Raw genomic sequence first — 19,473 nt, 5'->3', positions numbered from 1 at the left:
AATCACGACATCAAAAAACACTCATCCAGCTATAAAAAATGGCTAAAACATGCTTGTTTGAATTTTTTTAAGCAGCATTTCTGCCTTATTTTTTCCTTAAGTAATTATCCTCTCTTGACCAGATATTCATAAGTTAGTCTATACTAAGCAATCTCAATTAATTCAAAAAATAAATAATGAATTCCCATGATGCACAGCCTAGAAAGCGCTTTAATTTAAAAACATGGATTATTATTGCAATCATTGTCACTTGCTTGATTGCCCTGCTCTTTTGGTTCAATTCCTCAAATAAAAAAGAAGCTATATCTACTCAAAAAGAGACTTCTAGCTCCTCTCCAAAAGCAGCATTAACCATTGCAATAACACAACCTGAGCAGCAAAACTGGCAACAATATTTTACGGCAAATGGCAATATAGCTGCATGGCAAGAAGTTGTGATTGGCAGTGAACTTTCAGGACAACGTATTACCAAGGTGAATGTCAATATTGGCGACAAAGTCAGTCGTGGACAAGTATTAGCAGAAATTAACAATGAAAGCATACGTGCAGATTTAGCAACAGCCAAAGCCAATTATGCAGAAGCGCAAGCAGTACTTACAGATGCAAGCGCAACCAATAAACGCTTCCAACAACTTAAAAATACAGGAGCGATTTCTGCACGAGAAGCCACCCAATACCAAACGTCACAAAGTACTGCTCAAGCACGTTTAGATGCTGCGAAAGCACAGATTGACAGTAATCAACTGCGTTTAACACAATCTCAAGTGATTGCACCTGATCACGGCGTAATTTCAGCACGTACTGCGACCGTTGGTTCTTTGGCACAAACAGGACAAGAATTATTTCGTCTAATTCGAGATGATCGTTTGGAATGGCGTGCCGAAGTCACGTCAACGGACTTATATAAGCTTAAACAAGGCATGACTGCACAAATCACTTCACCTGATCCTGCGCAACCGACAATTAAAGGAATTGTACGGATGATCGCGCCTGTGATCGACCCAAAGACACGTTATGGTTTGGTCTATGTAGACTTACCAACGACAGATGCAGTACGCATGGGAATGTTTGTCAAAGGTGAATTTGATTTAGGCGAAAAAGCAGCACTCACCATTCCGCAAACGGCGTTGCTATTACGTGATGGTTTCACTTATGTATTTATTGTCAATAAAGACAATCGTGTCACTCAACAAAAAGTAACCATTGGAAGAAGACTAAAAGATCGTATTGAAGTGATTGATTTACCCAATAATAATGTCAAACTTGTTGCATCTGGTACGGGTTTCTTAGCCGATGGTGATCTGATCAAGATTGCACCAGCAATTCCAGATACACCATTGACCAAACAACTTGTGAATACACAGGGGGAATAATATGAATTTCTCCGCTTGGTCAATCCGCAACCCGATCCCTGGAATTTTACTGTTCATCATGTTAGGACTTGCAGGTTTACTGTGTTTCCATTGGATGAAAGTGCAACAATTCCCTGACATTGAATTGCCGATGGTAACTGTAACCGCAGCATTGCCGGGTGCGGCCCCACCCCAGCTCGAAACAGAAGTCGCACGTAAAATTGAAAATTCAATTGCGACACTGCAAGGGTTAAGAAATCAATACACCAATATTCAAGATGGTGTTGTTACTGTCACTGCAGAATTCCAACTGGAAAAACCATTACAAGAAGCTGTTGATGATGTCAGAAATGCAGTATCCCAAGTTCGTTCAGATCTTCCTGCCGATTTACGGGATCCTATTGTCAGTAAAATCAATCTGTCTGGTTCACCTATTCTTACTTATACCATTCAATCGCCTCGCATGGATGAAGAAGCACTTTCATGGTTTGTTGATTACGATATTACTCGTGCAATCCTTCAGGTTAAAGGCGTTGGAGCAGTTTCACGTGTAGGAGGCGTAACTCGCCAAATAGATGTCGAGTTAGATCCTGAAAAGCTTTTGGCATTAAATACAACCGCAACTGACATCACACGACAGTTACGCTTAGTGCAACAAGATGCTTCTGGTGGTCAAACTAAAATTGGCGGTAGTGAACAATCTATTCGTACCATTGCAACAGTCAAAACTGCTGCGGAAATTGGTGCAATGGACATTGCGCTTAGTGATGGTCGTCATATTCGTTTAGACCAAGTTGCAACGGTTTATGATGGTACAGCTGAACGTCGTTCTGCTGCTTTGCTCAATGGTCAATCTGTTATAGGTTTCGAAATTACTCGCAGTAAAGGCGCCAGTGAGGTTGATGTACAAAAAGGTGTCATCGAAGCTTTAGATAAGTTAAAAGCCAATCATCCTGATATTAAAATTACCGAAGCATTCAACTTCGTTAAACCTGTAGAAAATAATTATAACGGTTCAATGTCACTACTTTATGAAGGTGCTATTCTCGCTATTCTTGTCGTTTGGTTATTTTTACGTGATTGGCGTGCCACATTTATTGCAGCTACCGCATTGCCGTTATCGATATTACCCGCTTTGATTGGAATGTATTATTTAGGCTTTACCCTCAACATGGTGACCTTACTTGCGTTGTCATTAGTTGTCGGAATTTTGGTGGATGATGCAATTGTCGAAATTGAAAATATTATTCGGCATTTGCGAATGGGTAAAACGCCCTATGAAGCTGCAATGGAAGCTGCCGATGAAATTGGTTTAGCCGTTATTGCGACGACTTTCACCTTAATTGCCGTATTCCTACCGACTGCATTTATGAGTGGTATTGCAGGTAAATTCTTTGTGCAATTCGGTTGGACAGCCGCATTAGCAATCTTTGCGTCACTTTTAGTCGCACGCTTACTGACACCAATGATGTCAGCTTATATTCTCAAGCCATGGGTTGGTAAAGTTGAAACATCTACTGATGAAAATCTTGACCATGACTCACATCTTGCTTTAAATAAAGAAAATGGTGCAGTAAACCTAGCAAAAGATCGTGCTAATGATGGTCGAGTCATGCAAGCCTATATGCGTATGGTCACTTGGTGTTTAAACCATCGTTGGATCACAGTTTTAAGTGCTATTGTATTTTTTATTGGTTCACTCATGTTAATTCCGTTATTACCAACAGGTTTTGTCCCACCACCTGATACGGGACAAACTCAAGTTCGTTTAGAATTAACACCAGGCTCGCAATTTGCTGACACTTTAAAAACAGCAGAATATGCGCGTAGTCTTATCAAAGATCATCCTGAAATTAAAAGTATCTACACCACTATTGGTGGTGGAGCTGCAGGCAGTGATCCATTTGCAGGCGGTGCATCGAGTGAACCGAGAAAGGCGACATTAACCATTCAAACCACTGAACGTTCAGACCGTTCTGCAAGTATACAAGACATCGAAAATGATTTGCGGGAACGCTTAGCGCCATTACCAGGTGCAAGAATCCAAGTCGGAATCGCAGGAAACAATAGCCAATATCAAATTGCCCTTTCTGGTGATGACCCAGATACATTAATTGCAACTGCACGCCAGCTTGAACGTGAAATTCGCACCATTCCAAATATTGGTAGTATTACATCAAGTGCCGCTTTAATTCGCCCTGAATTGGTGATTCGTCCAGACTTTGCCAAAGCAGCGGACTTAGGCATTACTACAAACGACATTGCAGAAACTTTACGTATTGCGACTGCGGGCGATTTTGATCAAAACCTAGCAAAACTCAATCTATCACAACGTCAGATTCCTGTGGTGATCAAACTACCGCTTTCGGCACGCCAAGACCAAGACTTAATCAAACGTTTAATGGTCAAAGGCAGTCAAGGTCCTGTGATGCTTGGCACTATTGCACAGGTTGAAATAGAAAGTGGTCCTTCACAAATTGACCGATTTAACCGTTTACGGAATATCAATTTTAATATTGAATTAAACAATCAGCCATTGGGTGATATTACCGCAGCAGTCGACCAACTTCCAACAATGAAAAATCTACCACCCACTGTAAAACCAACCAATATTGGCGATGCGGAAGTGATGCATGAACTCTTTGCCAGTTTTGGCTTGGCAATGATGACTGGTGTACTGTGTATTTATGTAGTATTGGTTTTACTATTTAAAGACTTCTTACAACCTGTGACGATTCTGGTCGCTCTACCTTTGGCATTAGGCGGTGCGTTTGTCATGTTACTGTTAGCCAAAAGTAGCTTTTCGATGCCAAGTTTGATCGGTTTAATCATGCTCATGGGCATCGCCAGTAAAAACTCAATTCTACTGGTCGATTACGCCGTTATTGCAAGGAATGAGAAGTCCTATTCACGTATGAATGCCCTATTGGATGCTTGTCATAAACGAGCACGTCCGATCATTATGACCACTTTAGCGATGGGTGCAGGTATGTTACCGATTGCTTTGGGAATTGGTACCGATCCGAGTTTTAGAGCACCCATGGCGATTTCTGTGATTGGTGGCTTAATTACCAGTACATTCTTATCTTTATTGGTGATTCCTGTGGTTTATACTTTTATTGATGATATTAATCAAAAAATCCACAGTGTGTTCAGTTCTAAATCGACGTAATGATAAAATATATTTATTGATTGAATAAACTATTTTAAATTTACAACACAAATAACGAATAGCACCAATCCGATAAAATGGCTTGGTGTTGTTTAATATTTTGACCAAATAAAACAGTAAAAATACATAATTTGAATGACAATTTTGAAAATTTGTATAAATTTTAAACACTCAAATAAATCAGTATCAAAAATATAATTTACCAAATATAAAACATAAATAAATGATTTATATAATTAAAATATGAATTTCTAAAATCAAAAATGCAATCACTAATGATAATAATTATCATTAGTGATTGCATTTGTATTCACTCATTTCTACAATACACAACAATCTCTCCACAATTTCTCACAAATTAAGTTGCGTATTAACATGAATAAACAATTAATACTGAAAACACTTTCTCTCTCAGTTCTCACTGCAATGCCCTTTTCAATCTATGCAGTTGAAGCCCAAAATGAAACCGCACAATTAAAAACGATTGTCGTAACAGCAAGTAGTCAAGCTGTAGATATTAAAGAGGCTCCTGCCAGCATCAGTGTTATTACACGTGAAGATATAGAAAAACAACCTGTAGGAAGTCTTGCAGAACTATTAAGTAAAGTTCCTGGGGTCACAGGTGGTATTAGCCCATCAGGTGAAGGATCTAAAATTAAATTACGTGGTTTACCAGACAATTACACCCTTATTTTAGTCGATGGTAAACGTATTGGATCTTCACGAGATACCAACTATCGTCCAGATTTAGGTCGTCAAGATTTAAACTGGATCACACCAGATATGATTGAAAGAATTGAAGTTGTACGTGGACCAATGTCATCGCTATATGGCTCAGATGCAATGGGCGGTGTTATTAATATTATTACGAAGAAGATTCCAAATGAATGGGGTGGCAATGTAACCCTGAATTACACCCAACCTACAACCTCTTCAGATTTAGGAACTTCTTTACAAACGGGCGTACTGGCTGCTGGCCCATTAACAGATACATTAGGTTTACGACTTACCGCAGGTGTAACAGAGCGTGAGGCTGACAAAAAATATCTTGCAGGGAGTGGTACAACTGGATCTCAAGACCAAAATTACAATGCAATGTTGCATTATCAACCGACAGATAAACAATCAGTGAGCTTTGAAGTCGGTCATAGTATTCAAAAAAATGAAGAAGGCTCTAGGATTAATCCAACGACCGGTATAGAACAAACAACAAGTTGGGGCGCAAATGAATTAAAACACAATGCGTATAGTATTTCTCATGACGGTGAATGGGAAATTGGCAAATCTAAATTAACTGCTTATTACAATGATTATGATTCAAGTGTAGCTGGCTCTACAACAAAATCTAACGAATTAATTGTTGAAGGCAATTTAACGATGCCATTTCACGCTGTTTTTGATCAGGTCTTAACTGTCGGCGGTCAATGGAAGAAACAAGAACTAACAAATTCAGATACTATCGGAACGCTACCAGGTGGAAGTTGGGATGGTCAAAGTTACACAGACCCTAAAGTTGACAATAAAAATTGGGCTTTATTCCTCGAAAATAACATTACGCTGTTAGATAATTTGAAATTTACTGTGGGTGACCGTTTAGATCGTGATGATAAATATGGAACCCATCATAGCCCACGTGGTTATTTAGTTTTTAGCCCGACTGATGATCTTGTCATTAAAGGTGGAGTAGCAAAAGGTTTTCGTGCACCAACGGTGAAAGAATCATCTCCAGGTGCAGCAACTCAATCTGGCGGAAATGGCTGTAATGGTTTAAAAGGTCAAGTCTGGTATGACATGCAAACAGGACAACCTCTTACTTATGTCAGTGGTGGTTGCTATATGACAGGTAATCCAAATCTTAAACCTGAAGAAAGCACAAACTACGAAATTGGTGTCAATTATAGTGGTTTTGGTACAGACATCGGTTTGACATTCTTCCATACAGATTTTAAAAATAAAATCGCATATTCACCTTTAGGTGTCTCTGGTGGTACTTGGTTTACACGCAATGAAAATATTCAAAATGCGGTAACACGTGGTCTAGAAATGGTTGCGAATTTCCCAGTTTTAGATAATCTAAAATGGAGCAATAACGCTACTTATTTCTTGAAAGCGAAGAATGAAGATACTGGAACCACACTACTAACAACTTCAAAATTAACGGTCAACTCTTCACTAAATTGGCAACCTATCGATCCACTCAATATTGATTTATCTGCACAATATTTAGGTAAGCAATATTTGACAGAAAAGACTACAACTTCAACGATGCAAAAACCGCATACGATTGTAAATTTAGCAAGTAATTATAAAGTGAATGACAAACTGACCGTTCGTGGTGGCTTTATTAATTTATTAGATAAAAAACTATCAAATGGTGCGGATGCTTATTTAGTCGAGCGTCAAAAAGTATTTGTTGGTGCAACGTATAAATTCTAATAGATTTTAATTCTAAAATTTATCAATAAGGTCATTCATAATGAATGGCCTTATTCAAGTTGCTTTCCCTTATTGGGTCACGAGCAATAAAATTGAAAACATTAAAAAACATATTCCAGCCAGATAATATAAATGACGAATATGCTGATTTAACCACTGCAAATAAAATTTCAAACTTAATAATTGAACAATGCTTAAATTCCATAAAAGCACCAAAGCAACCATCCATACACTGACCAATACATTTTGGAAAACATTGTATTCTGAATAAATCAGCAATATTAGTGTACTGTAAAACATCAGGTTTTTAGGATTCAATAAACTTGAGCACAAACCTTGTATAAAGTTTTTCCACAAAGAAGTTTTATGCTGAATAATATCTACCTGATCTAAAGTTGAGATTTTAGGCATGCTTAATCGTGCTACAGCAAAACACTGATAAGCAAGATAAGATAAATAAAGTCCACCTATCCATTTCAAATACAAGAAAATGGTCGCATCCACTTTTCCCATTAAAAACAGACTGGAATAAATCACGACTAAAATGATTGCATTACCCAGTGCAATGCCGATGCAGACAGATTTTGCTGCACTTTTTTTCCCTTGCATTAATGTTTTTAAAATCAAGAAAAAATCAGGGCCTGGCGCAAGCAATGCTAAAAAATGTGTAATTGTGATTGTCAAAAATAATTCCATACTCATTCCCTATAAAACAGAGACAAGCTTAGAAAATATTATGAATTGATTCTTGTATAAAATTGCGCGAGTTATAGATTTTTATAATATTGTTTGGGCGTTACACCTGTGTGCTGTTTAAAGACACGATGAAAATGGCTTTGATCGCAAAATTCTAATTCATGTGCCAATTGGGCGATATCACCATCATTTTTAAGCAATTTACGTGCTTGATTAACTTTACGATTCAGCTGATATGCATGTGGCGTTAAGCCAAAATAATGTTTGAATAAACGAATTAAGGCATAACGACTCATTTGCATGTTTTCAGACAATTCTTTTAAAGATAAATTTTCGATATCACCAGCAAAGCACTCGAGTAATTGAGTTGAAAACTGTTGATAATATTTTGAGATATCAATCATATCCCAATTAAACTTGGGCAATAAAACATTCGTTAAAACTTCAATTAAAGTTTGTTCTTTTTCTAAAATAGAAATGGTGGAATCAAATAAAATAGCGTTCAACTGTGTAAAGGCTTGATACTGTATAGGATCATCAACGATATGCGGTTTTATTTGCGGTATTGAGGTGCTAATCAAATGCGGCTCTATTACAAAATCTTGAGACAACTCACCAATAAGCTCGGTTAACCATGCCGCATCGAGATGCAGCATTTGATAACTCCACGCCTGATTGGCTAATGGATTACATGAATGCTCAATATGTGCAGGAATAACGACTAAAGAACCCGCTTGTATGATCTGCTCTGACGCAAAAAAACTAGAAAAATGACTTTCTCCTACATCGACTGCGCCTATAGAGAAAGTAGGATGACTATGTGATTTATAACAAACACGGCTCTGACATGCCCTACGTGTTTCAACATAGGGCATGTGCGGATGACTCCAAAATTCAACAGTTGAATTTAAGCTCATTAACTATTCAGCCAGTGCCTTTTCAATATCTTGTTCGATATCTTCAGGCTTAGTGGTAGGCGCATAACGATTAATCACTTCACCCTTTTTATTAATGAGAAATTTAGTAAAATTCCACTTAATACCATTGCCTAAGATTCCCTTACTATTGTTGGTTAAATAGCGGAAAATAGCATGAGCTTCTGGACCTTTCACATCCACTTTTGCAAACATTGGAAATTTGACACCATAATTTCGCTGACAATACGTTCCAATTTGCTCATTACTTCCCGGATCTTGCCCACCAAATTGGTTACAAGGAAAACCTAAAACTTCAAGACCTTGGTCATGATATTTCTCATAAAGCTTTTCTAATCCTGCAAATTGTGGGGTAAATCCACACTTGCTGGCAGTATTTACGATCAATAAAACTTTTCCCTCATAATCAGAAAAAGATTTATTTTCGCCCTCTAATAGTTCAGCCTCGAACTGGTAAATATTGGTCATGGATAAGTTTCCTCGTCACTTTTTTCTTGTGTTTTTAATTCTAAAGAAGCCGAATTTACGCAATAGCGTAAACCTGTGGGTTGTGGACCATCTTCAAAAACGTGCCCCAAATGCGCATCACAGTGATGACATACGATTTCTACGCGTTGCATACCATGCGAATGATCATCATGTTCTTCAATCGCAGCATTATTGATCGGCTTAAAAAAGCTTGGCCAACCACAACCACTATCAAATTTTGCCTCTGAAGAGAACAATTCTTCCCCACAGCATCGACATACATAACGACCATTTTGTTTGGTATTCCAGTATTTTCCAGTAAAAGCAGCTTCCGTCCCCTTTTGCCGTGTTATCTTAAATTCCTCTGGTGATAACTCTCTTTGCCATTCTCGGTCTGTTTTATTGAGTTTTCCCATCATTAACTCCTTTAAATCTTTGACATTCAATGTCATGCTTCAGTACTTCCATATTTACGCTAGAGCTTGCAAAATTTCTAGCTAAATTTCAACATAGATTGTGATATTTCAGTAATCTATATTTTTAACTCAAAATAATTGGATAAGATTATGTCCGTTTTAGGTAACACCACCCCACGTGAAATCAAGAAATCGTCAAAGCTTGAGCATGTTTGCTACGACATTCGTGGACCAGTGTTACGAGCGGCCAATGAGATGGAAGAAGCCGGTCACAAAATTATTAAGCTCAATATCGGGAACCCCGCCCCATTTGGCTTCGAAGCGCCTCAAGAAATTATTAATGATGTGGCTTTGAATTTACCTAATGCAGTTGGTTATACAGATTCCAAAGGGATTTTTCCTGCACGCAAAGCTATTTGCCAATATTATCAACAAAAAGGCATTTTAGATTTAAACGTTAAAGACGTGTATATCGGCAATGGCGTGTCTGAATTGATCGTGATGGCAATGCAGGGCTTATTGGATGATGGCGATGAAATGCTTGTTCCAATGCCAGATTATCCATTGTGGACTGCTGCAGTCAATCTTTCAGGTGGTACAGCTATTCACTATAAGTGTGATGACCAAAACTACTGGTATCCAGATATTGCGGATATGGAAAGTAAAATCACGCCAAATACCCGTGGTATTGTGGTGATTAACCCTAATAATCCAACAGGTTCAGTCTATCCACGCCATGTATTAGAACAAATCGTTGCTCTAGCGAAGAAACATGACCTTATTTTATTTGCCGATGAAATTTATGACAAAATCATTTATGACGGTATTGAGCATGTTTCTGTTGCCGCTTTAGCAGGCGACCAATTGTGTGTTTCTTTCAATGGTTTGTCTAAAGCCTACCGTATTGCAGGTTTTCGTTCAGGTTGGATGGCAATCACAGGTGATAAAGCACGCGCAGCAGATTATATTGAAGGTTTAGACATGCTCGCGTCTATGCGCCTATGTGCCAACCATCAAGCACAGTATGCAATTCAAACTGCACTTGGCGGTTATCAGTCGATTAATGATTTGATTCGTCCGGGTGGTCGTTTATACGAACAGCGCAATATTGCTTGGGAAATGCTCAATGATATTCCCGGTGTTTCTTGTGTGAAACCAGAAGGTGCAATGTATTGCTTCCCTAAACTTGATCCTGAAATCTATCCTATTGAAGATGATGAAAAACTCATGCTCGATTTGTTAAAAGCTGAAAAAGTTTTATTGGTTCAAGGAACAGGCTTTAACTGGCCTACACCAGATCATTTCCGTGTGGTGTTCTTACCTGCCGAAAATGAGTTACGTGAAGCAATGACACGTTTAAGCCGTTTCTTGGCGAAAATGCGCTAATTCACCTTAAAATATCGAAAGGCATTCAAATTGAATGCCTTTTTTTTAGTTTTAACAATGAATAAGAAATTTTATTACTCTAGAAATTAAAAAATAAGCTGTAAAATTATTAGTAATTAATTTTAGATTTTCATGCAGGCTCATCAGCACGTACATTCATTTTTATTTCCGTATATCCTGAATGTTAGTTTTCTCATTATTTTCTATCCTTTCATGCCTCTAATTCAATCATTAAACCTCATCATAAAACTCACTATAAATTTGAATGATCAATAAAAAAAAGATATTTTCAAATCGGTATAGCTAAAGTGCGATTCTTTATATTAAGTTAAAAGTGGTACAAAAAATGCTTGGAATGTACGGAACTTTTATAAGGAAGAATCATGAAAAAAGCACTTACAGCACTCACGTTGAGCATCGGTTTATTATTACCATTCACAACTTTTGCTAAAAATAATGTTGTCGTCGTTGCAACAGGAGGAACAATTGCAGGTGCTGGCGCAAGTTCAACCAATAGCGCAACGTATACTGCAGCAAAAGTACCTGTAGATGACCTTTTAAATGCAGTTCCTCAAATTCAAAATTTAGCCAATGTTACAGGTGTTCAAGCTTTACAAGTGGCTTCTGAAAGTATTACAGATAAAGAACTTCTCACTATTGCTCGTAAAGTCAATGAATTGGTGAAAAAACCTGATGTGAATGGTGTTGTCATTACACATGGTACAGATACTTTAGAAGAAACCGCTTATTTTCTAAGTTTGACTGTTCATACAGATAAACCGATTGTTGTTGTCGGTTCTATGCGTCCACCTTCTGCACTCTCTGCAGATGGTCCTTTGAACCTTTATAGCGCAGTTGCCCTAGCTGCAGCAGACAATGCAAAAGGCAAAGGTGTTTTCGTTCTTATGAATGATGATATTTTCGCAGCGCGTGATGTCACTAAAACTATTAATATTCATACGGATGCTTTTACAAGCCAATGGGGAGCTTTAGGAACTTTAGTGGAAGGAAAACCATATTGGTTTAGAAATGTTGCTAAACGATTCAATAATAATTCTGAATTTGATATTGAGAAAATTCAAGGAGATTCCCTACCATTAGTGCAAATTGTCTATGGTTCAGGCAACATGCTTCCAGATGCTTATTTGGCTTATGCAAAAGCAGGTACTAAAGCAATTATTAATGCAGGTACAGGCAATGGTTCTGTACCCAATTATATCGTGCCAACATTAAATCAATTACAGCAACAAGGCGTACAAATCATTCGCTCATCACGTGTTCCACAAGGCTTTGTCTTGCGTAATGCAGAACAACCTGATGATAAATATGGCTGGGTTGTAGCACATGATTTAAATCCACAGAAAGCCAAGCTTTTAGCCGCTTTAGCACTGACTAAAACCAAAGATGCAAAAGAAATCCAACGCATGTTTTGGGAATATTAATACTAAAATTCTATGTTAATAAAAAACCCGTCAAATTAATTTGACGGGTTTTTTATTATTTTTAAAATCCTAATCAGCTTTTAAATCCAATTGATCGAGAATATACAAAGTGTTGGCATCAATGATATTTTTATCTTTGTCTAAATATTTTTGCTCTAAAATACCGTCAGTTTCAGAAAAACTATAATCATCATCATTTAACACGGCTAAATGCTGTTCATCAATAATCCATAAACCTTCAACTTTATCATGTGGATACTTTAAGCGTTCAACCAAATCAACCACTAAAGTCTTTTGAACTGGGTAAATATCATGTTGAACTAAACCATCCCAATTCTTTGATAATACATATTGTTCCAGTGTTCGCCCTTCTATTAATAATCCCAAATGTTGATCTTGTTTGAATTGAGCATTTTCTGGTACTTTTTCTAAATCTGTTGCATTACGAATATCAATTTTATAAACACGTTTAAATGCTTGAGGATTATCTTTATAAAAATCATCATCACGTTCAGCTACTAAAAATTCATAAGCACTTAAAGCAATAATTGCTGTATTTGAATAAGCTTTACCTTCTTGTTTGTATAAATATTGCGAAATGGCTTTATTTTCAAGGTTAATCATTACAATACGAACAAGATCTGATTGTGTCACTGATGAATCAGGGTTACTCATGGTCGATTGCATAATCCCGATTAGCACTTTTTGATCTGGTGTAATGGTTAAACCTTCCATACCTCTGTTCTGGCGACGATTTGCAAATTCTAAAGGTAATAAATAGCCTGACTTTCTGCGCTCATCGCCCTCATAAGCATTGATACGATCTATTTCAATACCTTCGGCATTAAAATGCACAATATGCGGACCATATTCATCACTAACCCAAAAAGTACCATCTTTTAGAGCAACCAATCCTTCAGAATCTAAGCCATATTCATCTGTACCATGTTCTAAAACTTTTCCATACTGATCATAGGCAATTTCTTTCGTCGCACCAAAGTGTTTATTCGGTAAACCTGTAATATTTCGCCCTGTTGGATCTTTGAGTAAGATTTCTTTGATTTTTTTGATCGTGCCATTTTCTTGCAGCTCAAATAAACCAATTTTGGGTGTATAGCTCGGATCTAAAAATATTTTCCCAAGATCACCATTCACATTATAAGTTGTATTTGGACCACGATCCGTTAGCGCATAAAACTGTTTCTTTTCAGTTGGATGAGCAGATATTTCAGAGCCAAAGCCACCACAACGGATTTCAATAAAATGACCCTGCTTTGCTCCATCTGGAATATTGTGAATATCTAAAATATCAAATGGTAGCTGCACACCTTGGCTGAATTTTTGATACATCGTGTATCCTTTTTCATTTTTATATGACGAAATAATACTTCATAAATAGCATGAATTATTGTGCTGCGCCAAGTGTTTCATCGGGCTCAAAAATCATCACCCTACTTTGCTTTAATTTTTATAAAAAAAGAGGCTTTCGCCTCTTTGATCCAATTATTTTTTACAAACTATTCAGGTTTAGTCAATTCAGTCATTGGCCAACGTGGTGTCGTCGTTACAGACAATCCATCATGTTGCCCTGCTTTTAATCGTTGGTAGCCTGCAAAAGCGATCATTGCACCATTATCTGTGCATAAAGCAGGTTCTGCATAATATACAGTGCCTTTAATTTTAGCTAAATCTACTTCAAGACGTTCACGTAAACGCTTATTGGCACTTACACCACCAGCGATCACCAAACGTCTTAAACCTGTTTGCTTTAATGCTTTTATAGACTTTTTAACCAATGTATCGACCAATGCTTCTTGGAAAGATGCTGCAATATCTGCATCACGCTGTTCTTCACCAAGCTTTTTAAGCTGAACAGAAACCGCCGTTTTTAACCCACTAAAAGAAAATGTTAACCCTTGGTGCAACATTGGACGTGGAAAAGCAAAAGCTTCTTTATCACCTTTTTCAGCCAAACGAGAAATATTTGGACCACCTGGATAAGGTAATTTCAGCATTTTGGCAACTTTATCAAAAGCTTCGCCTGCGGCATCATCTATAGACTCACCCAAAATTTCGTACTCACCAATACTATGAGCTGCCATTAATTGAGTGTGTCCTCCTGATACAAGTAGCGCAACAAAAGGAAATTCTGGTGATGTTTCAGATAAAAGTGGTGCAAGCATGTGCCCTTCCATATGATGCACACCAATCGCAGGTTTATTCAGCGCAAATGCCAGCGTACGACCAAATAAAGCACCTGTCATTAATGCGCCCATTAAGCCTGGACCACGCGTGTAAGCAACAGCATCAATCTCGGATTTTTTAATCTGACTATCTTCGAGTAATTGATTTATAAGTGGAATCATCTTACGCACATGATCGCGAGACGCCAGCTCAGGAACCACTCCGCCATACTCTGCATGAAGTTTAATTTGACTATATAAGACTTGACCTCTCAAGCCGACTTCACTGTCATAGAGTGCCAATCCTGTTTCATCACATGAAGTTTCTAAGCCAAGAACGATCATTAAACTGCCTTTTATCCGTTTCAAATTATTGCGAAAGCTATTATAGACTTGTGGTATGAGATGTAAATGAGTAAAATACTGCACTTCACTTGTGATCTAGGGTAATTCGACCCTGATCTTATCCATAACTTAATGAGGATTCTTCATGCCACAAGTTAAATTGAAAGAAGGCGAGCCAGTAGACGTAGCTATTCGTCGTTTCAAACGTTCATGCGAAAAAGCTGGTGTATTAGCAGATGTTCGTAAACGCGAATTCTACGAAAAACCAACTCAAGAACGTAAACGTAAAAAAGCTGCTGCTGTTAAACGCTACCAAAAGAAATTGGCGCGTGAATCAGTACGTACTACTCGCCTTTACTAAGATTAATTTGTGATTGATTGATTGACTAACCTGGAAAATATAAATGACTACTTTAAAAAACCAAATAACTGAAGTTTTAAAAGCAACAATGCGTGCTAAAGAAATGAGTAAGTTAACGGTAATACGTGGTCTACAGGCAGCAATCAAGCAAATCGAAGTCGATGAGCGCATAGAGCTTGATGATTCTCAAGTTCTTGCGGTCATTGAAAAGCAAATCAAACAACGTAAAGAATCGATTAAAGCCTTTTTAGGTGCTAATCGTGAAGATTTAGCTAGTAAAGAACAAGCTGAAATTGAGATCTTATCTCCGTTTCTACCTGAAGCTATGTCAGAGGAAGAACTTGATTCTCTCATTGCGCAAACAATTGAAGCGCAAGGAGCTACTAGCATGAAAGATATGGGTAAGGTGATGAATTCTCTACGTCCGATCATAGCCGGACGTGCCGATCCTGCACAAGTTTCTGCAAAAATTAAAGCAAAACTTGGCTAATCCCCACATCATAAAATCTGCATTCTGTTTGGTTTGGTCTATTTAATTGTGTGAATACAATTATTTTGCAATGAAATAATAAATTGTTAAATAGCCCAAAATCATCAATTCAATTCCCTTTAAATTTTATTTTCAATCTGATAGTGGCAAATATCTCTAAAGCTACCATCCACTGGGTTCTGTACAGATTGATCTTCAATATTTTTTAGTAAAAATCCTGCTTTTTCGCATAATTTTCGTGCTAATAGATTCTCGACATCAACATAAGCATTTAAACCAAGAAAATTCCATTTTGAAAATAAGGTATTCACAAACAAGCTTAATGCTTGCGTCATATAGCCTTTTTGCTTAAATATTGAGTTTCCCCAAAAACCAATGGATGCCGTATTTTCTAGCCAATCAATTTTATGAATATCGACAACCCCTAAAAAATCATTAGTTTCTTTTAAACGAATGATAAATACAAAGTTGTCTTTATTTAACAATGCCAAGAGGCGTGTTTGACAAAAAACTATTGAAGCTTGCAAATTTGGCTCTCCCAATGCCCATGCTAAACTGGCAGGAAACTTTCTTAGATCGGCTAAGGTATTTTTTATTGCTAGGAATAAATCCTCAGCATCAGATTCTTGAATTATATTGAGAACAAGTTGATCATTTTCAATTTGGAAGTGAGTAAAATCCACAAGTGCGCTTCCCTCTTACAATATGATAAAGATAAAAGTTATTTCAAATCACACTGAATATTATACTTTTTAAGAATTTGCATTTCAGGTGAAACCATCACTTTATCAATAATCGTTTGTTTGGTCACAGACATAGACGATGGAGGTAAATATTGGCGATGTTCATCCGTCGTCTTATAAATATCATCTACATATTTTTTGATAATGCTACAAAACTGGATTTGCTGCTGTACATCAAATTGAACAGTTTGCGGACTTAAACTTCTTAAAAAAGTCCGTAAATCTGTATTGTATTGATTTGAAATTTTTTCAACATCACGTACATAACGCTCTGGAACTTCTGCCATAAGTTGGTTTGCAGATAAAATTAATACCAATGCCGTTAAAATCTTTTTCATTTTCAATCGATTACTTTTAAACAAATGCCTGAAAGAAATTTTAACATTTAATCAGAAAATACATAGTAAAATTTTATATTCGGTCAATATTCAAAATCAGTGCATCAAAATATCATCATTATATTTTCAATCCATACTCTTCCTGCATAACTTTTAAACGCTTATCAATGCGTGCAGTCATCGCATTATTATCTTTAGCGAGTCGTTGTGCATGCAATAATGATTTAATGGCATTTTCCTCATCACCCGACCAATACTGAACTTCTGCACGATTGCGTAACACATTTACGGTCCGCATTGGATTTTCTTTATCTAGATTTGCAGCTTGTTGTAATAGTTGCCAACCACTAATATCGCGGTCATTAATTTTGATAAAACGATTCACCAATTGTTCAGCTTGTTTTGCATTATTTTGACGAATATAAACTTCTGCTAATTTATAACTTAAAGCACGATTTTCAGGTGTAATCCGTTGTTTTGCGCTAATGGTTTGATAAGCGTCTTCAACTTTATTTTGCCCTAAATAAATATCTGTTTGAATCAACGTAACTAAAGCATGTTCTGAATTTATTTTTTTTGCTAAATTCAATTGAGTTTGTGCATGGCTATAATCACCTCTTAATAGTTGTAATTTAGCTAATGCGATTAAACCTTCAATTTTATTTTGTCCTGCAATTGCAAATACTTGTTCATCATTAGCTTGATTAGATAGAACAGCAAGGTACCATTTTATAATTTCGAAATTATTTTGCTTATTTTGAAGATACGGAATTTTTGGAAATTGATTAGCCCGTAATCGCGCCTCACTCATACGTTGCGATGTTTTTGGATGAGTCAACCAAAAGTCAGGGAAAAAACTAACTTTTACACTTGTTTTATTCATTGTTTCAAAAAAATCGGGCATGGCTTCTGGATTATATTTTGCTGCAACTAAATACTGCATGCCTATCCTATCTGCTTCACGCTCCTGATTTCGACTATAACTTAATTGGCTATTTGCCGCAGCAGCTTGCGAACCAAAAAGCACCATGCTTCCTAATTCAGTGCTCTGCATCATTGTAACTAATGCTGTCCCTATGAGAATACCAGCCATAGCAAGTAAAGCTTGACCTTTGAATTGCTCATCAGAACGAATAAAATGTCTTTGAGAAACATGTGCTACTTCATGAGCCATCACACTTGCCACTTCATCCATATTATGTGATGAAAAGACTAATCCACTGTTAATTGCAAATAAACCACCAGGTACAGCAAATGCATTAATTTGTGGATCATTAACAACTACAAGCGCAATAGTTTGACCTAGGTCAGTTTGATTTAAAATATTTGTAAATGTCGACATTAACTCATTATCCAACCATGGATCACTAATAAGTGGAAAATGCTGATGAAGCTGTCGGTATACTTTCTCTCCAATTAATCGATCTCTTATTCGATCAACTTGACTGCTTCCTGTTCCCAAACTAGGAATTTCTAATTGATTATTTTTATTGTATAAACTTGAGTTTTCAATATTAAAAATTGCTGAATTTGAAACATAAGGTTGGTCACTATCTGCAACAGCTAGAGTTAGATTGCAACATAGTCCAACGGTTACTACAAAATGTTTCAAAATTACGTTCCTACAAATTTAACATTATGAATATAACATTGAATTTAGAACAAATTCGCAATGAAATGTTGTGTTGTTATTACTTAAACCAACCGTAGTTTAGAAGTTTTCATTGACCAAATATCGTGGAGTCCTATCTTCTAAAGCATCGACTAAATTCTGATAAGCCAGTTCCGCCATTTTTTTACGTGTTTCGATTGTGGCAGAACCAATATGCGGTAATGTCACCACATTATTCAACTGAAATAAGGGAGAATCTTGCAAAGGTTCACCTTGATAAACATCTAAACCCGCTGCAAAAATTTGTTTATTTTGCAATACCTCAATTAAAGCATTCTCATCAACCACAGAGCCACGCGCAATATTCACAAAAACAGCATGCTTTTGCATCAAGGCAAATTCGTTTACTCCAATCAAAGCTTTTGATTCGCTATTTAAATCGACAGCGACAACAACAAAGTCTGACTGTTTTAATAAATTTTCTAGACTTCGATATTGAGCATTAAACTGTTGAGCAACTTCAATTTTTTCACGGCGATTATGGTAAAGAATATTCATATTAAAACCATGAAATCCACGTCTAGCGATTGCAGCACCAATATGTCCTAAACCAATAATTCCTAATGTTTTTCCAAAAACCTCTTGACCAAATTGCTCAACTGCAACGGTTCTTTTCCACTCACCATTTTTTGTCCATTGATCCAATGAAGGAACTTTACGAGCGGCACTCATGAGTAAAGTAAAGGCTAAATCTGCGGTGGTTTCTGTGAGCACATGTGGTGTATTTGCTAACCAAATTTTGCTATTATTTAAATAGCTTACATCATAGTTATCATAACCAACACTAACTGTCGAAATGATTTTTAGTTTTGTTGCAGGTGCTAAATTACTTTCATTTAATAAACGCCCCGCTCCAATCATTGCATCTGCATCTACAACCTCATGGCGAATCTGTTGATTAATATCACCATTTTTCGGATTCAAAACGACAACTTGATATTGCTTTTCTAAACGTGCTTGAATTTCTGAATCAATTTGGCTAAAAACCACGACTTTTTTATTCATGTCCTTGAATAACTCGCTTAATGTTGAATTAAA

General features: G+C 36.9%; 17 protein-coding genes. 7 read left to right on the top strand and 10 right to left on the bottom strand.

The window, feature by feature from the left end; translation table 11 throughout:
- Window positions 1-176 precede the first annotated feature (176 nt).
- From ACG94X_RS03710 to ACG94X_RS03700, 3 genes are all read left to right on the top strand, one after another.
- Window positions 177-1,373: an efflux RND transporter periplasmic adaptor subunit gene (locus tag ACG94X_RS03710; RefSeq protein ID WP_419382389.1), complete on the top strand. Its 1,197-nt coding sequence runs from the start codon at window positions 177-179 to the stop codon at window positions 1,371-1,373.
- A gap of 1 nt (window position 1,374) precedes the next feature.
- A complete protein-coding gene (locus ACG94X_RS03705; RefSeq protein WP_419382388.1) occupies window positions 1,375-4,524 on the top strand; it encodes an efflux RND transporter permease subunit in 3,150 nt (1,049 codons plus the stop codon).
- 375 nt (window positions 4,525-4,899) lie between these two features.
- Window positions 4,900-6,960 carry a TonB-dependent receptor domain-containing protein gene (locus ACG94X_RS03700; protein WP_419382387.1) on the top strand — a complete coding sequence of 687 codons (2,061 nt, stop codon included), beginning with the start codon at window positions 4,900-4,902 and terminating at the stop codon, window positions 6,958-6,960.
- A gap of 69 nt (window positions 6,961-7,029) precedes the next feature.
- Here ACG94X_RS03700 and ACG94X_RS03695 read toward each other — a convergent pair whose 3' ends face one another.
- The 4 genes from ACG94X_RS03695 to msrB all read right to left on the bottom strand — a co-directional run bounded on the left by ACG94X_RS03695 (window position 7,030) and on the right by msrB (window position 9,475).
- Complete coding sequence (locus tag ACG94X_RS03695) at window positions 7,030-7,656, bottom strand: LysE family translocator (protein ID WP_419382386.1); 627 nt, start codon at window positions 7,654-7,656, stop codon at window positions 7,030-7,032.
- Window positions 7,657-7,727: 71 nt separating this feature from the next.
- Window positions 7,728-8,573 (bottom strand): helix-turn-helix transcriptional regulator, encoded by an 846-nt coding sequence (locus ACG94X_RS03690; protein ID WP_419382385.1) that lies wholly within the window; start codon window positions 8,571-8,573, stop codon window positions 7,728-7,730.
- Window positions 8,574-8,576: 3 nt separating this feature from the next.
- A complete protein-coding gene (locus tag ACG94X_RS03685; RefSeq protein ID WP_419382384.1) occupies window positions 8,577-9,059 on the bottom strand; it encodes a glutathione peroxidase in 483 nt (160 codons plus the stop codon).
- Window positions 9,056-9,475, bottom strand: coding sequence for a peptide-methionine (R)-S-oxide reductase MsrB (gene msrB / locus ACG94X_RS03680; protein ID WP_419382574.1), 420 nt, complete (start codon window positions 9,473-9,475; stop codon window positions 9,056-9,058). Before msrB ends, ACG94X_RS03685 begins: the two co-directional genes overlap by 4 nt.
- Window positions 9,476-9,625: 150 nt before the next feature.
- Here msrB and ACG94X_RS03675 point away from each other — a divergent pair, with 150 nt between their 5' ends.
- Both ACG94X_RS03675 and ACG94X_RS03670 read left to right on the top strand, forming a co-directional pair.
- Window positions 9,626-10,861: a pyridoxal phosphate-dependent aminotransferase gene (locus tag ACG94X_RS03675; RefSeq protein ID WP_419382383.1), complete on the top strand. Its 1,236-nt coding sequence runs from the start codon at window positions 9,626-9,628 to the stop codon at window positions 10,859-10,861.
- A gap of 383 nt (window positions 10,862-11,244) precedes the next feature.
- Window positions 11,245-12,303, top strand: coding sequence for a type II asparaginase (locus ACG94X_RS03670; RefSeq protein WP_419382382.1), 1,059 nt, complete (start codon window positions 11,245-11,247; stop codon window positions 12,301-12,303).
- 69 nt (window positions 12,304-12,372) lie between these two features.
- Here the strand turns inward: ACG94X_RS03670 and ACG94X_RS03665 are convergent, their stop codons facing one another.
- Window positions 12,373-13,653, bottom strand: a complete 1,281-nt coding sequence (locus ACG94X_RS03665; RefSeq protein ID WP_419382381.1) for an esterase-like activity of phytase family protein — start codon at window positions 13,651-13,653, stop codon at window positions 12,373-12,375.
- A gap of 167 nt (window positions 13,654-13,820) precedes the next feature.
- Window positions 13,821-14,831: a tRNA (adenosine(37)-N6)-threonylcarbamoyltransferase complex transferase subunit TsaD gene (gene tsaD / locus ACG94X_RS03660; RefSeq protein ID WP_419382380.1), complete on the bottom strand. Its 1,011-nt coding sequence runs from the start codon at window positions 14,829-14,831 to the stop codon at window positions 13,821-13,823.
- A gap of 145 nt (window positions 14,832-14,976) precedes the next feature.
- On the opposite strand from tsaD, the gene rpsU reads away from it, so the two are divergent.
- Both rpsU and ACG94X_RS03650 read left to right on the top strand, forming a co-directional pair.
- Window positions 14,977-15,192 carry a 30S ribosomal protein S21 gene (gene rpsU, locus ACG94X_RS03655; RefSeq protein WP_001136722.1) on the top strand — a complete coding sequence of 72 codons (216 nt, stop codon included), beginning with the start codon at window positions 14,977-14,979 and terminating at the stop codon, window positions 15,190-15,192.
- 43 nt (window positions 15,193-15,235) lie between these two features.
- Window positions 15,236-15,682: a GatB/YqeY domain-containing protein gene (locus tag ACG94X_RS03650; protein WP_419382379.1), complete on the top strand. Its 447-nt coding sequence runs from the start codon at window positions 15,236-15,238 to the stop codon at window positions 15,680-15,682.
- A gap of 119 nt (window positions 15,683-15,801) precedes the next feature.
- Here the strand turns inward: ACG94X_RS03650 and ACG94X_RS03645 are convergent, their stop codons facing one another.
- The 4 genes from ACG94X_RS03645 to ACG94X_RS03630 all read right to left on the bottom strand — a co-directional run bounded on the left by ACG94X_RS03645 (window position 15,802) and on the right by ACG94X_RS03630 (window position 19,440).
- The gene (locus ACG94X_RS03645; protein ID WP_419382378.1) at window positions 15,802-16,365 is read right to left on the bottom strand and encodes a GNAT family N-acetyltransferase; all 564 of its coding nucleotides are present in this window, start codon (window positions 16,363-16,365) and stop codon (window positions 15,802-15,804) included.
- 38 nt (window positions 16,366-16,403) lie between these two features.
- Window positions 16,404-16,763, bottom strand: coding sequence for a hypothetical protein (locus tag ACG94X_RS03640; protein ID WP_419382377.1), 360 nt, complete (start codon window positions 16,761-16,763; stop codon window positions 16,404-16,406).
- A 118-nt stretch (window positions 16,764-16,881) separates the two neighbouring features.
- A complete protein-coding gene (locus tag ACG94X_RS03635) occupies window positions 16,882-18,285 on the bottom strand; it encodes a M48 family metalloprotease (RefSeq protein ID WP_514131867.1) in 1,404 nt (467 codons plus the stop codon).
- A 189-nt stretch (window positions 18,286-18,474) separates the two neighbouring features.
- A complete protein-coding gene (locus tag ACG94X_RS03630; RefSeq protein WP_419382376.1) occupies window positions 18,475-19,440 on the bottom strand; it encodes a 2-hydroxyacid dehydrogenase in 966 nt (321 codons plus the stop codon).
- Window positions 19,441-19,473: the final 33 nt, after the last annotated feature.

This window comes from Acinetobacter psychrotolerans (assembly GCF_048552595.1).
In the GTDB taxonomy this organism is placed as follows: Bacteria; Pseudomonadota; Gammaproteobacteria; order Pseudomonadales; family Moraxellaceae; genus Acinetobacter.
The sequence above is the reverse complement of the archived record's forward strand: the minus strand, read 5'-3'. Positions and strand labels throughout refer to the sequence as shown.